This is a genomic window from Corynebacterium sp. HMSC076G08 (assembly GCF_001811515.1).
GTDB classification, from domain to species: domain Bacteria; phylum Actinomycetota; class Actinomycetes; order Mycobacteriales; family Mycobacteriaceae; genus Corynebacterium; species Corynebacterium hiratae.
In genome coordinates, this window is record NZ_KV805037.1 from 1 (window position 1) to 13963 (window position 13963).

At 58.9% G+C, this 13963-nt stretch carries 15 protein-coding genes and 1 pseudogene; 4 read left to right on the plus strand and 12 right to left on the minus strand.

Annotated elements, in window-relative coordinates:
• Positions 1-153 precede the first annotated feature (153 nt).
• Positions 154-906 (minus strand): hypothetical protein, encoded by a 753-nt coding sequence (locus HMPREF2806_RS05575; protein WP_232745297.1) that lies wholly within the window; start codon positions 904-906, stop codon positions 154-156.
• A 73-nt stretch (positions 907-979) separates the two neighbouring features.
• Between HMPREF2806_RS05575 and HMPREF2806_RS05580 the strand changes: the two genes are divergently transcribed.
• Both HMPREF2806_RS05580 and HMPREF2806_RS05585 read left to right on the plus strand, forming a co-directional pair.
• Positions 980-1408 carry a hypothetical protein gene (locus HMPREF2806_RS05580; protein WP_232745300.1) on the plus strand — a complete coding sequence of 143 codons (429 nt, stop codon included), beginning with the start codon at positions 980-982 and terminating at the stop codon, positions 1406-1408.
• A gap of 417 nt (positions 1409-1825) precedes the next feature.
• The gene (locus HMPREF2806_RS05585) at positions 1826-2302 is read left to right on the plus strand and encodes a PspC domain-containing protein (protein WP_070516662.1); all 477 of its coding nucleotides are present in this window, start codon (positions 1826-1828) and stop codon (positions 2300-2302) included.
• Between the two features lie 173 nt (positions 2303-2475).
• Here the strand turns inward: HMPREF2806_RS05585 and guaA are convergent, their stop codons facing one another.
• The gene (gene guaA / locus HMPREF2806_RS05590; protein WP_070516664.1) at positions 2476-4080 is read right to left on the minus strand and encodes a glutamine-hydrolyzing GMP synthase; all 1605 of its coding nucleotides are present in this window, start codon (positions 4078-4080) and stop codon (positions 2476-2478) included.
• A gap of 119 nt (positions 4081-4199) precedes the next feature.
• On the opposite strand from guaA, the gene HMPREF2806_RS05595 reads away from it, so the two are divergent.
• Entirely contained in the window at positions 4200-4886 is a 687-nt protein-coding gene (locus HMPREF2806_RS05595; RefSeq protein WP_070516666.1) for a metal-dependent transcriptional regulator, read from the plus strand.
• Here the strand turns inward: HMPREF2806_RS05595 and HMPREF2806_RS05600 are convergent.
• The 4 genes and pseudogenes from HMPREF2806_RS05600 to HMPREF2806_RS13770 all read right to left on the minus strand — a co-directional run.
• The gene (locus HMPREF2806_RS05600) at positions 4836-5735 is read right to left on the minus strand and encodes a metal ABC transporter permease (protein ID WP_070516668.1); all 900 of its coding nucleotides are present in this window, start codon (positions 5733-5735) and stop codon (positions 4836-4838) included. The two genes, HMPREF2806_RS05595 and HMPREF2806_RS05600, sit on opposite strands and share 51 nt — an antisense overlap.
• Positions 5732-6505, minus strand: a complete 774-nt coding sequence (locus HMPREF2806_RS05605; RefSeq protein ID WP_070516670.1) for a metal ABC transporter ATP-binding protein — start codon at positions 6503-6505, stop codon at positions 5732-5734. Before HMPREF2806_RS05605 ends, HMPREF2806_RS05600 begins: the two co-directional genes overlap by 4 nt.
• Before the next feature lie 8 nt (positions 6506-6513).
• Positions 6514-7392, minus strand: coding sequence for a metal ABC transporter substrate-binding protein (locus HMPREF2806_RS05610; RefSeq protein WP_232745304.1), 879 nt, complete (start codon positions 7390-7392; stop codon positions 6514-6516).
• 273 nt (positions 7393-7665) lie between these two features.
• Positions 7666-7809: pseudogene (locus tag HMPREF2806_RS13770) on the minus strand (GuaB3 family IMP dehydrogenase-related protein); the annotation flags it as partial.
• 88 nt (positions 7810-7897) lie between these two features.
• Between HMPREF2806_RS13770 and HMPREF2806_RS05615 the strand changes: the two are divergent.
• Positions 7898-9232 carry a coiled-coil domain-containing protein gene (locus HMPREF2806_RS05615; RefSeq protein WP_070516674.1) on the plus strand — a complete coding sequence of 445 codons (1335 nt, stop codon included), beginning with the start codon at positions 7898-7900 and terminating at the stop codon, positions 9230-9232.
• Positions 9233-9928: 696 nt separating this feature from the next.
• Here HMPREF2806_RS05615 and HMPREF2806_RS05620 read toward each other — a convergent pair.
• The 6 genes from HMPREF2806_RS05620 to HMPREF2806_RS05640 form a co-directional block, all read right to left on the minus strand.
• Entirely contained in the window at positions 9929-10345 is a 417-nt protein-coding gene (locus HMPREF2806_RS05620; protein WP_070516677.1) for a single-stranded DNA-binding protein, read from the minus strand.
• Between the two features lie 85 nt (positions 10346-10430).
• A complete protein-coding gene (locus HMPREF2806_RS13575; protein WP_158011595.1) occupies positions 10431-10574 on the minus strand; it encodes a hypothetical protein in 144 nt (47 codons plus the stop codon).
• A gap of 160 nt (positions 10575-10734) precedes the next feature.
• The gene (locus HMPREF2806_RS05625) at positions 10735-11760 is read right to left on the minus strand and encodes a DUF4192 domain-containing protein (protein WP_070516678.1); all 1026 of its coding nucleotides are present in this window, start codon (positions 11758-11760) and stop codon (positions 10735-10737) included.
• Positions 11761-11945: 185 nt separating this feature from the next.
• Positions 11946-12518 (minus strand): recombinase family protein, encoded by a 573-nt coding sequence (locus tag HMPREF2806_RS05630; protein ID WP_070516680.1) that lies wholly within the window; start codon positions 12516-12518, stop codon positions 11946-11948.
• A 15-nt stretch (positions 12519-12533) separates the two neighbouring features.
• Entirely contained in the window at positions 12534-13709 is a 1176-nt protein-coding gene (locus tag HMPREF2806_RS05635) for an HNH endonuclease family protein (protein ID WP_070516682.1), read from the minus strand.
• Between the two features lie 3 nt (positions 13710-13712).
• On the minus strand, positions 13713-13963 hold a 251-nt coding region (locus HMPREF2806_RS05640; protein WP_232745302.1), incomplete at its 5' end, for a hypothetical protein.

The following is a 13963-nucleotide window of genomic DNA, read 5'->3' on the forward strand; positions in this document are numbered from 1 at the left end:
CCCCGACGTGTCTACTTTCCGGGGGTCAGGCCCTAGTCGTCTTCTTCATACGAGTGAGATTCCATTTGTACCCGTATGAAAAACGCCATTTTTCGAATCGGATCGCCGTCACAAGAAACAGTCCTTGCCAGACTGAAATCGATTGACGCGGGATTAAGGCGTTGACGCTTCCACAGCAGCCTGCCCCACAGTGATGCTTGCCGACGCCGGACGCCCACCCTTCGACTGCGCCCGCACCCGAATATCCACACCAGTAATGCGGCCCGTACCACGAGCAATGCCATGAAAAGCCTGAATATCGCCCGTGACAGTCAGCGCAGGAGACGGCACCGTCGCGCCAACCATCATCAGTGCTGCCCGACCTTTGCGCAGCTTGCCCAACAGTGGACGGCACCGCACCGGAGAGAGAGCAAGCGCCACTGGCGAGCGATACACAACCAAGTCCAGCCCCTCCGTGAGCACCGCGGCAACACCCAAAGGGTCCACCCCTGGATCCGACACAGCGATAATGCGGCCCAGATACTTCGGGTCAATTCCGGCATAAGACAATTCCGGCCACCCCACCACACCGGCGTGACCACCTGCTTCCACAACGTGGAGAAGCATCTCCGCAACCAGCGCCGGTGTATCGCTCATATGTGTGACAGCATGGCGCGGTAGACCACCGCCAGGAAGCAGAAATCGAAACTGCTCACCGAGCGAAACCACATCTTCGCTGCCTGTGATCTTCTGTGCGAAGCCGGTACCATCCCCATCACCACCAGGGACAGCACCGCCGATCTGCGCCATTTTGGAGCGGAGCTGGGCGATCTGTTCAGCGTGCGCAGAACCACTGGAGCCCGTCGATACCGTCGATGCCGCCAGGTCCACCTCCGCGACCGTCTTGCGAACACTTGTTCCACTCACGGAAGCTGATTATGCTCCGCGGGCGAACCAAGGTCAATTGAAATTATCGAACATATTTTCTATCGCAGGTCATATGGTAGCGTCCACCTCCATGTACGCCTACGACGTCCGCACCCGGACCACCCCAATCCCCACTCCGCTCATCGTCAGAGTCATGGGAACTGTGGGCGTCGCCGGATCCATCGCAGTCATGGTCTCCCAGCTCGCGATCGGCCCCAAACTCCTCATCGCGCTCGGATGCGTTGCCCTTGCTGTCGCCATCACTTTGCTCCACCCCTACCGGGGCGAGATGAGGGCATTCGCGGAAGAGAAGCGGGTAAGTACGGTGCCGTCGATAAGCATGCTCGTGCCGTTAATGCTTTGGTGGCTGGCGCTCATGCTCGCACCTCTCGCGCAATGGCCAGCCTGGGGAGTCACGCTCACATTCGCGCTCGTTGCTGGCGCTGCGTGGGTACTGTACCCGCATGTCGACGGCTCCCGTCGCCTCGCATACGCCGACTAGCAACGCACGCTGGCTAGCAACGCACGCCGACTAGCAACGCACGCCGACTAGCAACGCACGCTGGCTAGCAGCGCTCCCCGACTAGTAGTTCTCGCCGACTAGTAGTTCTTGCTGCGTTGCACGAAACCTGAATCCACAGGCCCTGGATAAGCTAATCCAGGGCCTTAAGTGCACAAACCAGTACACAAGCAGTGCCGATATTCAGGTTTTAGGAAGAAACCTGAAATCACAACGAGGCTACTCGACGCGCTGACGAAGATCGAAGGCGGCGAAACCTCCCTGAACAGGGACTTCAAAGAGGCCAGCGGCATTGTCTACGCCAGCGAATTCAGGTTTCATGCAAGGATCTCTCGATCCTCCCCCTAGACCCGTGCCATTTAGCCAGCGAGCTTTGCCCGCCAAATGCATACTTGAGCCATGGACACCAACAGCTCGTTTCAGGCCATGTGGGACACGCGCCCGCCACGGATCCCCAAAGAACAAGGTGGCAACCCACTAGTCGGTGGCATCTGTGAGGGCATCGGTGCGCGTTATAACGTCGATGTGACCTTCGTCCGCGTCGTTTTTGCTGTGCTGGCGCTCATCATCGGCGGCGGCATTTTCCTGTACCTGCTGTGCTGGTTCACCATGCCGCGTTTTGGCACGCAGACATCCCCCGCACAGGCGATCTTCACACCGAAAGAACGTCTGAGTCCTGTTGTGCTCAGAGACCGCAGCACAGGCTGGCTGTTGTTGATCGGATTGCTGATCTTCTTCCCGTCCGTCACGCTGGGCACGGATCCCAGGGCAGTATTAGCGCCGCTGGCAGGAATCTTCACCGGGTTTGTCGCGTGGTGGCTTCTGCATCAGCGCACGCCAACGCCGCCACCTTCGCTTGGAGTGCATTACAAATAAAACGAGTGGATCTCGATTACATCGGGGCCTTAGCTTCGCTCCAAAAGCCCAGGTAAAAATTCTCACCTGAGGCAGCTATGTAATCGAGATCCACTGACTATTTAGCATCAACTATTTAGCACTAACTATTTAGCGCTGGCACTTAAATCCTGGGTGTCAGCGCTAAAAGCTGGTTACTCCCACTCGATCGTGGCTGGCGGCTTGGACGTGATGTCCAGCACGACGCGGTTGACGTCCTCAACCTCATTGGTGATGCGGGTGGAAATGGTCTCCAGCACCTCGTACGGGATGCGGACCCAGTCAGCGGTCATGGCATCCTCGGAAGCAACTGGACGCAGGACGATCGGGTGGCCGTAGGTGCGGCCGTCGCCTTGGACGCCGACGGAGCGAACGTCGGCAAGCAGGACGACCGGGCACTGCCAGATCTGGTCGTCGAGGCCAGCCTTGGTTAGCTCCTCACGAGCGATCGCATCGGCTGCGCGAAGGGTTTCCAGGCGCTCCTCAGTAACCTCACCGATGATGCGAATACCCAGGCCAGGGCCCGGGAAAGGTTGACGGTTCACGATCACCTCGGGCAGGCCGAGTTCACGGCCAACGGCGCGGACCTCGTCCTTGAACAGCAGGCGGAGGGGTTCGACGAGTTCGAATTCGACATCGTCAGGCAGGCCACCGACGTTGTGGTGGCTCTTGATGTTGGCGGTGCCGGATCCGCCGCCGGACTCGACAACGTCCGGGTACAGGGTGCCCTGAACGAGGAAGTCGACGGGTGCGTCGTCACCAGATTCGGTGAGCACACCAGCAACGGCACGCTCAAAGGAGCGGATGAATTCTGCACCGATAGCCTTGCGCTTGGCTTCCGGCTCGGTGACACCAGCGAGCTTGCCCAGGAAGGCTTCGCGCTCGTCGACGGTGACCAGCTTCGCGCCTGTAGCAGCCACGAAGTCGGTCTCGACCTGCTCGCGCTCGCCCTGACGCAGCAGGCCGTGGTCGACGAAGACACAGGTGAGTCGGTCACCGATTGCGCGCTGGACCAGTGCAGCAGCGACAGCGGAGTCCACGCCGCCGGACAGGCCGCAGATGGCGCGGCCGTTGGGGCCGACTTGTTGCTTGACTGCGTCGATAAGCTGTTCCGCAATATTGGAGGCGGTCCAGGTCTGCTCGAGGCCTGCGATCTCGGTGAGGAAGCGCGTGAGCACCTCTTGGCCGTGCGGCGAGTGCATGACCTCCGGGTGGTACTGGACGCCGGCCATGCATAGATCAGCGTTTTCGAATGCGGCGACTGGTGCGCCTTCCGATGAAGCGGTGACCTCGAAGCCAGCTGGTGCCTCGGTGACGGAATCGCCGTGGCTCATCCATACCGGGTGGTTGGTCTGCAGGCCGTGGTGAAGTACGCCGCCGCGCACGTTCATTGCGGTGCGACCGTACTCGCGGGAGCCGGTCTTGGCCACGGTGCCGCCGAGCGCCTGAGTCATCACCTGGAAGCCGTAGCAAATGCCGAAGGTGGGCAGCCCCAGCTCGAAAATTGCCGGGTCGAGCTGCGGAGCACCGTCCTCGTAGACGGATGAGGGACCACCGGAGAGCACGAGAGCCACCGGGTCCTTGGCTTTCAATTCTTCTGCGGAAATCGTGTGCGGAACGACCTCCGAATAGATCCGGGCCTCACGCACGCGTCGTGCGATGAGCTGCGCATATTGCGCGCCGAAGTCCACGACGAGGACGGGGCGCGGGTGAGCGTTTGCGGGTGGGGTCTGCTCTGGTGCATTCGAGGTGGTAGTCACGGATTCAGAGTCTAACTCATGGCCTGGATAGACTGAACAGTCGCGACTGTGCAGGGCGGATTAGCGGTTCAGGGCGGCGTCGATAAGCGTGCTCCCGGAAGGTAAGTAGAGTTGAACGCATGTCGGTGAGCGAATTATCCACTTCGACCCAGAACTATTTGAAGGTCATCTGGAGTCTCACGGAATGGTCAGCGGAACCCGTGACGGCAACCCTGATTTCGAAGCAGACGGGGCTGCGGATGTCGTCGGTCTCGGATGCTGTGCGCAAGCTCGCCGCACAGGGGTTGATCGTGCACGCCCCGTACGGCTCGGTGGAATTGACCGAGAAGGGCCGCGGGTACGCAGTGGACATGATTCGGCGCCACCGGCTCATCGAGACGTTCTTGGTGGAGACTCTCGGGTACACGTGGGACGAAGTGCACGATGAAGCGGAGCACTTAGAGCACGCAGTCTCTGACTACCTGGTGGACAGGCTGGACAAGCTGCTCGGCCACCCCACCCGCGACCCGCACGGGGATCCGATCCCGACCGCCGACGGTACGGTGCCCGCTTTGGACGCATGCCGCCTCACGGATGCTGGGGCGGGCGCCGGTGCAGCGGGGACGACGGTCACTGTCGAGCGGATCTCCGATTCGGACCCGACCCTGCTGAAGTTTTTCGAGGAGAATGGCATCGTTGTCGGCGCCGTCCTCACGGTCACTGAAGGCGCACCGTTTTCCGAGTCGCTCGATGTGAAGGTGGACGGGGCAAAGAACTCAGTTCCGCTCGGCCGCACCGCTACCGATGCGCTGTTCGTCTCCAATTAGCCGTGCCGTTCCGCCCCGGCGCGCACGCGCTGTGACGATCCCTTGGCTCGGGCTGAACAGGTACACCAGCAGGAATGCGATCCCCTGCGCCATGACCACGAGTCCGCCAGGCGAAGCGTCGAGGTAGTAGCTCGCGTACAGCCCCGCGACGGAGCATACGGTGGCCACCGCAGGAGCGATCAGCAGCATGCGGCCGAAACTGTCGGTCAAAAGGTGCGCGGTCGCACCCGGAATGATCAGCATCGCCACCACGAGGATCACCCCGACGGCTTGCAGCCCCACCACGCAGGTGAGCGCGAGCAGGGCGAGCAACACTGCCCCAATCAGCTTCGGCCACAGACCAATCGCGTGAGCATGCACGGGATCGAAAGCGAAAAGCGTGAAATCGCGGCGCTTGAGCACGAGCACGGCCAGCGTGGCCACGCCCAAAACGAGGATCTGCACGAGATCAGCTTTGGAGACGCCGAGCAGGTTACCGAAGATAATGTGATTGAGGTCGGTGTGCGAGGGCGTGACGGAGATGAGCACGAGCCCGAACGCGAAGAGCGTCGTGAAGACGATTCCGATCGCAGCGTCTTCTTTGACCCGGCTCGTATCACGCACGACACCGATCAATCCCACGGCGAGGAAGCCGAAGACCACTGCCCCGAGAGCGAAGGGAACGCCCGCGATATACGCCAGCACCACGCCGGGGAACACTGCGTGGGACACGGCATCGCCCATCAGCGACCAGCCGACGAGGACCAGCCAGCACGACAGCACCGCGCACACGATGGAGGAAATCAGGCTCGTGGCGAACGCGCGGACCATGAAGTCGTAGGCGAACGGGTCGACAAGAAAAGAGATCATCGTTTCATCACATCCAGTCCAAAGGCAGCGGCGAGATTATCGGGTTGCAGGACATCCTTGGGCGAGCCGTGCATGAGCACATGCCGGTTGAGCAGCATCGCTTCATCAGCCAGCTCAGGTAACGCAGGGAGGTCGTGCGTGGACACGAAGACGGTGGCACCGCCGTCTGCAAGCTCGCGGAACAGCCGGGTCATTGTCGCTTCGCTGCGCTTATCGACGCCCGCGAAAGGCTCGTCCAGCAGCATGATCCTCGCCCCCTGGGCAATGCACCGGGCAACAAAGGCGCGTTTCCGCTGGCCGCCGGAAAGTTGACCGATCTGACGTGAGGCATAGTCCGTGAGCTCCACACGCTCGAGTGCATGGTTGACGGCTTCGATATCAGCCCGGCGAGGCCGGCGCGTGAAACCGAGTTGTCCGTAGCGACCCATCATGACCACCTCCCGCACGCTGACCGGGAAATCCCAGTCCACTGCCTCGCGCTGAGGCACGTACCCGAGCACACCGGTGCGGCGGGCAACCGCGGGGTCATCTCCGTTGACGGCGACGGTCCCGGAATCCGGCCGGGTCTGCCCCATGATCGTTTTGAATAGCGTAGATTTCCCGGATCCATTCATTCCGACGAGTCCGCACACGCGTCCCGGCGCAATCTCGAGGGATGCACCGTCGAGCGCGAGCACGCTCCCATAGTGAACGGTGACATCGTGCACGGATATCGCGGGAGTCGCATTCGACGAAACGGCCGCCGCGGCTGATGACGTTTCCTGTTGCACCGTGACACCTACTTCTTACCCGTCAACGCCTGCGTGATCACGTCGGCGTCGTGCTTGATCAAGTCGAGGTAGGTCGGAACCGGACCGTCTTTCTCCGAAAGGGAGTCGACGTACAGAGTGCCGCCGAAGGTGGCGTCGGTTGCATCAACTACCTGCTGCATCGGTGCGTCCGAGACCGTGGACTCGCAGAATACGGCCGGCACGTCGTTCTCCTTGACGAATTCGATGGCACGGGTGATCTGCTGCGGAGTTGCCTCATTCTCGGAGTTCACGGCCCAAATGAACCGTTCCTCCAGACCAGCGTCGCGTGCCATGTAGGAGAATGCGCCCTCGCACGTCACCAGTGCGCGATGCTGCTCAGGCAGGTTCGCCAACTCAGTGACCATGCCGTCCTGGACCTCTTGCAGCTCCTTTTTGTACTGCTCGCCGTTCTGCTTGAAGTCCTCAGCATGGTCCGGATCGAGTTCGCTGAAGGCGGTGACCATATTGTCCACGTACTTCTCCACCTCGACCGGGCTCATCCACGCGTGCGGGTTCGGTTTGCCCGCGCCCTCGTCCTCGGTGATGTCGATCGGGTCCACGCCGTCGCTGACGGTGACGTGGGGCGCGTCGACGTCCTCGACGAATTGCGCGAACCAGTTCTCCAGGTTCAGGCCGTTATCCAGAATGAGGTCGGCATCCGACGCGCGGCGGATATCAGCCGGCGTGGGCTCGTAGCCGTGGATCTCCGCCCCCGGCTTCGTCAAAGAATCCACAGTCAAGTGTTCCCCCGCGACATTCTGGGCGATGTCCTGGATCACAGTGAAAGTGGTCAGCACTTTCGGCTTTCCGCCGTCTGCACGATCCTCCTCCGGCGCGCACGCTGTGAGCGCCGCCGCGAGAATCATCGCCATCATCGCGGCTGCTGCCACGAACAGTGCCGATCGCGACTCCCGCTTTTCCGACCGAACCATTGAGTTTTCCTTTCCTGAAAATGCATTCGCCAAGGCTGTTCCATAAGTTACGCCTAGACGTACTTTTTATTCTGGACAAACTTTAGTCGGACTTACAGGAGAGTCAAGATGAATCGGCTGTGACATACGCCTCACCCCGTAGACATGAAAAACGCCCGGGGGATCATTGAAGTTCCACCGGGCGTTGTCGGCCGCGAAAGTGCGCAGCTAGCTCGAGAGGGTGATATCCACCTTCTGGAAGCTCTTGATATCGGTGTAGCCACACTTCGCCATGACGCGGCGCAGACCGCCGGCGAGGTTGTGCCCACCCCAGGTACTGGTGCTCGGGCCGTGGAGGATGGTCTGCAGGCTCGGGCTGTTGTCGCGGAGGTGCTTCACAACATCCTCGGTAGAAACCGCGTCGTCGAGGCCCCAGCCGAAGCTGAATCCACCGAAATCGATGTGCAAAGAAATCCCGGATTTCTACACCAGTGAGGTGGACGGGCGCGAAGTAAAACGTCCGCGCTATGTCGCACGCGACTACGAGGAAGCGAAACAATACTTCGAAGAGGCAATGCGTTGGCTTGCCGAGAACTTCATCCCCGGCGGCATCGATGCTGTGGCCGGAGGGGATATGAATTTTGACGAGAGCACACCGCATAGCCAGTTCCAGGCCGATAGCTTCTCCCCGAAGCCCGATGATCCGTCAAAGCTCCGCTGTAGGCCAGGTATCGCGTACAACACTGACACCTCGGTCAGGTACAAATCTGGCCCAAAAAAGGGTAAACAGATCTCGGGTAATCAAAAAATGATCGACGCGCAGCGCGGACTCCGTGAACACATGCACGCGCTCGGCTACCCAGTAGAACTGGAAGTCTCCGAACGTCACGATGAATCCCTAAACCTCGACCGCTACACGGAGCAGCAGGATCGTGAACGCGACCTTGCCAACCGCGAGGATGAAGTAGAAGTCAAGCGCCGTTCCGTACACCGCGACATGGACGCGATTGATCGTGACCGCGAGCAAGCAGCAAAAGAACTGGAACAGGCCCAGGCGGACCGTGAAGCAGCGCGAAGTGTACAGGAGAACGCTGAACAGCAGGCTCGCGAGGTTGCAGAGCGTGTGTTGCGTGAAGCACGCGAGAAGGCTGAGCAGGACGTCGAGCAGATCCGTAGCGATGCACAGGCTGCGGCTGAGCAGACAGTAGGGCTGGCCGAAGCTCAAGCAGATGAGCTGCTGGACCGTGCCGAAGAGGTCAACAGCGCTGCAGAGGCCAAGCTCAAGCGTGCAGAGCAGGAGGCTGAAACGATCCGCAGCGAAGCACGCAAGGAAGCCGAGCGAGACGCAGAAAAGACCCGTAGCGAGGCCACACGAGACGCTGAGAGCACTCGTAGCGAAGCACAACGTGATGCTGTGGCCATCCGCAGCGAGGCCACGCGTGAGCGTGAACAGCTGGCCAACGAACGTGCAGCCCTGGACAGTGAGCGTGAAGCCTTTGACACGGAGAAACGCGCATTCACCGAAAGCCTCGAAGCGCGCCGCGCAGCTGCAGAAGAGGAAGCCGCCATCATTATCGAGGAGGCAACGCAGTCTCTGCAAGAGATTTCCCACGTAGACCGGGACTTCCTGCATGTCGAACTCGATAACGACCCTGAGATGAAGCAGCGGTATCGGGTTGCTGTTGAGCAGCGTATCCAGCAGGAACGGACCGCCGCACGCCGCCGTGCTCAGGAACGAACCAACAAGCGCCGCCAGCAGCAACAGCGCGACCGCGATGGTGGCATGGAGCTGTAGCAGCTCGCCACACGCCTTGTACGGCCCTGTAGCGGCCTAGCCGGGTGTCGCCGGGGTCAGTGCCCAGAGACAGCGCTAAAACCGCTCTAATTCAGCGAAAATCGAAGAATTAGAGCGGTTGTTTTGTGTAGCGGTAATCCTGTAGTGCTGTGAAATAGCGCGTGTAGTGGCGTGTTTGTTGTGCTGTTGATTGTGTAGTAGAGGTACGTGGCTACAGTGCCGTTAAGTGGACAGTAGATGAGTACGTAGAGAGTGCAGCGAAAGTGCCTGCAGAATGTGATGCAGAGTTACAGCGTCATTTAAGTAGTCAATAAACGTGCTAATGAAATGACATGTAATTTAACTGCGCAGTAAATGTGCCAATGAAGTGGCGTGTCATTAAAAGTGTCATTTAAGTGGTCGACGAAGTGACACACCACTTAACTGCGCAATAAACGTGTCAATTAAGTGACGCGCCACTACAGGGTGCAGTGAAGTGATTGATCCAGCGGCGTGTAGATGTGTCAGTGCAATGCGCAGCGAAATGGCGTGTTTGTTGCACGGTAAAACAGCGCGTGTCGTGGTGCGTGTATTGCGCTGTGAAATGACGGTGCCCCAGAGCAGGCGCGGTAGCGATCCCCTACCGGACGGCAACGGCGTCATGCGCGGTTTGTACTGAAAAAATAACCCCGCAGGTTTCCCTGCGGGGTGTTGTGGTTAGAACGGCACTTCTTCAGTGTCGTTGGCGGCGGTGCCAGCGCCGTTCTCACGGCGTGCAGCGCGGGCTGCAGACTCTTTCTTCGAGTCGATGAGCTGCACCGTATCGATGCGTGCGATCAGCGGGTAGTGCTTCACGCCATCCTTATCGGTGTAGTTGTCCGTCTTGAGCGAGTAGCTGACCGCGACCCGGTCACCAGCGCCGATGCAGCCGAAGACACCGAGGTTCTTAGCGTCCTGCACGTAGCCGGTGAGTTCCACGATCTCAGACTCCACCTTGCCGGTGTTCTTGTTCTTGAACGTATTACGCGCGTAGACGTTGAGCTTCACGGTAGCGCCGCCGTTTGCGTGCTCAAAGATCTTCGGCTCGCGAGCGGTGTTGCCAACAATGGTGCCGGAGTTGAATGGGTTAGACATGATGATTTCTCCTTTTGAGTGAGTGTGAATTGTCTTTCAATTGTGTGTTTGAGCAGCGGCTTTGCTGCTGCTGAGAAAAGTGCTGTTACAGCACGGCCCAGGGCAGTACTTGCCCTTCTGCTTCCAGGTCGCGTAGCTCTTGGGTTGCACCAGGATCAGCGTCCTCGCCGTCTATGCCGTCGCTCATCAGGTAGAGCAGCTCCAGGTCTTCGTGCGTGTAGTGGTACATGAGTGCCTCCTTGTGGATCGGATATTCAATCCGTTCTTGGAGACAGCTCTGCTGGCTAGAAGTTGCTCCCCTGCTTGTAGAAGATGTGTGTCTTCCCTGGTCATGGCCATGCTGAAAAAGAAAACCCCGCTGCAGCATTAACTGCAACGGGGTAAGAGACTTAAGCATCGAACAGGAGGTAATGTGCTTTCGACGCGCCCTGTTTGACGCTCGTGATGAGCTTGCTGCCTAGGCCGAGGCTGATGGATCTGGCCACCAGGTTCGGAAAGTTCTCGGTATCACTTAGCTCAGTGGCTTTATGAGCAGCTACACCGGCCAGGCCAGTCTGCCCAGTGGCTTGTGCGAGTACAGCGACGGTAGCGGTTATCTGCGAGCGCATCTTGAGCCAGTCTCGTGGCACGACACACATAAGAGTTTCTGCGAACGCCAGACCCTTCTCAGGCTCGTCCAGCAGTGCGCCGAGCAGTGGATCACGCAACATGGGAGTCGTAAAACACCTCAGCGCAGCACGGATGGCCTGTGTATCGGTGGGGTCAGAGACACCCTTTGCAGCCTTCTCGTACTCATGCTGTAGATCGTCACGGAGAAAATGTATCTCATTCTCGTACCCCTCGACGTCGGCGATGATGTTTCGGTATACAGCGTCGTCGATACCGTGAGCTGTGCTGTCCAAACGCTCTTCTAGCTCTGCGCGAGACAGCGCTGGAAGCTGCCCAGTGTCCAACACCATCTGCTGCAGCGCAGCAGAGCCGGCGACCTCGCTGACAACCCCGGTGCGCGGTGCTGAGAGGCTCAGTTGCTGATACACAGTCCACCAACCGGTCCCAGAAGTAAGCTCGGGAACCTGCACGATCGCAAGCACGGTCGGCAGAGGTGAGTCTTCGCTGAGCAGGAATTCTGCCAGGTCATCTGCTGCTGAGGGGTCCGCGTTTATCACGTAAGCGATAACAGCGTCAGCGTTGACGCGGCCAGACCATGCAGCGAACTGCGATTGGTTGGCGGTTAGCGTCTGCACGGCGTCATCGAGGTCGAGCCTGGCGAGAGGGCCTAAGTGCAGGCCAGGGGTGTCACTGTTGCGGTCGAAGAACGCGAGCACCAGCGAGTTCTGCGGGTAAAAGCCCAGGATACCGGGGATGTTGGCGAGAATATCGCCGTGAGATGTAAGCGTTTGCGAATAGGTGGACATGAGCACTCCTTGCCAAATACGGGATGTGTGTGGTCAATCCCGTATTTGGCCCCGGCTGTGCCGGGCAGTGCTATTACCGCGCCCTGCAGCACCCCCACGTACTCAGTGCGTCGCTAGCGCTCGCCTGGTGCTTGCTTGCAGGGTGTGCGCGCTAGCGACGCAGCCCTCGTGATAGGTCTCGGCTGTTATGCGTCAGCCTCAAGGCGCTCGATGGCTCTGTAGATGGTCGGCCTGGACACGTTGAACGTCCTCGCCACTGCACTGACGGACTTACCACCGTCGATGAGTTCCTTGGCAACCTGGGCTTGCTCGTTAGTGAGCTTCGGTTTCGGCCCGGCGACCCTGCCCTGGGCGCGGGCGTGCGCTACGCCTTCACGGGTGCGCTGGATCAGCAGGTCTCTTTCCCACTCAGCGAGAGAGGCCATGACGTTAATGACCACTTTGTCAGCAGGACGCGACGTGTCCAGCGCGGGTTCGAGCACTTTCACGTTGATATCACGTTCCGCCAAGTCAGCGATAGTATTCACCGTCTCAGCGAGGCTGCGACCAAGACGGTCGAGCCTGGTCACAACCAGCGTGTCGTCGGGGCGCATATACGCCAGCGCGTCATCAAGGCCGGGGCGCTGCCACTTCGTGCCCGAGATCGTATCTGTGTAGATGTGGTTTTCATCGCAGCCAGCGTCGATGAGCGCCTCACGCTGGGTGTCGAGCGACTGCCCTTGTTTCGACGTGGAGACACGTGCGTAGCCGATGAGCATGGTTAATCACCGACTTTAAGCGTTGCCTTTGGCACGGTTGTGCGACTTGCAGAGCAACTCGCAGTTGCTCTCCTCGGTCGATCCACCCTTGGACCACGCAGTGACGTGATCAGCGTCCATTTCTTTAAGCGCCCAGATCTTTGCTTTCTTTTCATCGTGACCGATAGCGCAATACGAGCAGTTGGAGACACCCTTCTGTTTTGCAGCATCAGTCTGGCGCTTGTAGACGCGCTTCTTCACCGCTTCAGTGAAGACACGTACGTTAAGTAGTTTGGTGTCTGTCTTGCCGCCAAGCAGGTACTCGTAGATACCCTTCTTGGACTGAATTTGCGGGTCAGACAGCAACTCCTTTGCAGCAGCCGTCATCTCAGTCGCGTTGTAGCCTTTGGCGCCGTACTGCTCATACAGCGTGTTCCATTCGATGCCTCGCATGGACGTGTCTGTCATTTTGAACACACTTGCCGCCCAGTCGATAACAGCCTTGAAGTAAGTCTGTAGTTCGTTGCAGTTATCGTCTTCACGGTGCTTTGCCATGTAACTATCGATGGTGGTGCCTTCACGCTGAGCGATCCAGTCCAGCGCTACTTCAAGCACCTCCTGGCGGGCTGGGTCGCCCTTAACGAAGTTCGACCACTTCGACATGATCGCTGAGCCGGAGTTAGAAAAGACCTTCTTAGCAGCATCGACGAACTGACCCGAGTACACGGCATTGCGTAGCTCTTGGGCTGTAAGCGGCACACCGACGATGTTGATGGTCTTGAACCACTCCTTGATCTCGGCCTCAGTGCCATAGCAGTCGTAAATGAGCAACTCAGTCTCAAGGATCTGCTCTTGCTGGTGTTTGCCCAGCGACGAGAAATACTGCTCATTGCCGTCAGTGTCTTTGACGACGAACAGGTCTTTGTAGAAGCGCCCGATAGAGGTAATGCGCTGCTGACCGTCGAGGATCTCGAACTTGCCTTCGTACTGCTTGGGCTGGTTGAAGTAAATTAGCCCCAGTGGATAGCCCTTGAGCAGCGAGTCGATGACGGCTACGTCTTTCTTACCGTCGTTGTAGATGTAGTTGCGCTGGTACTCCGGCTGGATGGTGAGGTTGCCAGCCAAACCGTACAGGCCTTTGCCTTCGAGTTCGTTGTAGTGAAATCCGTCTACGATGTCACGGATCTTGCGGGGGTTGAGTTTTGCTTCCATGACTTAGGACTCCTTGGTCTCGGGGTGGCGGTGGCGGATGAAGATACGCTGGTAGATAGTTTGTGCTGAACCATCATCATTCAGCACATAGGCGTTTTGCACACGCCACGTTTTGTTGGCGGCGCGATGCTTTTGCTGTTGCTCCTTCGCCGGAGGGGTAAAGAACGTACATTCATTTTCAGCCCATTCCATATCCCCGCCCCGCCAGATAATCTCGAACTTGAGGTTACCCTCGTTTAGTGGACACCCTATTT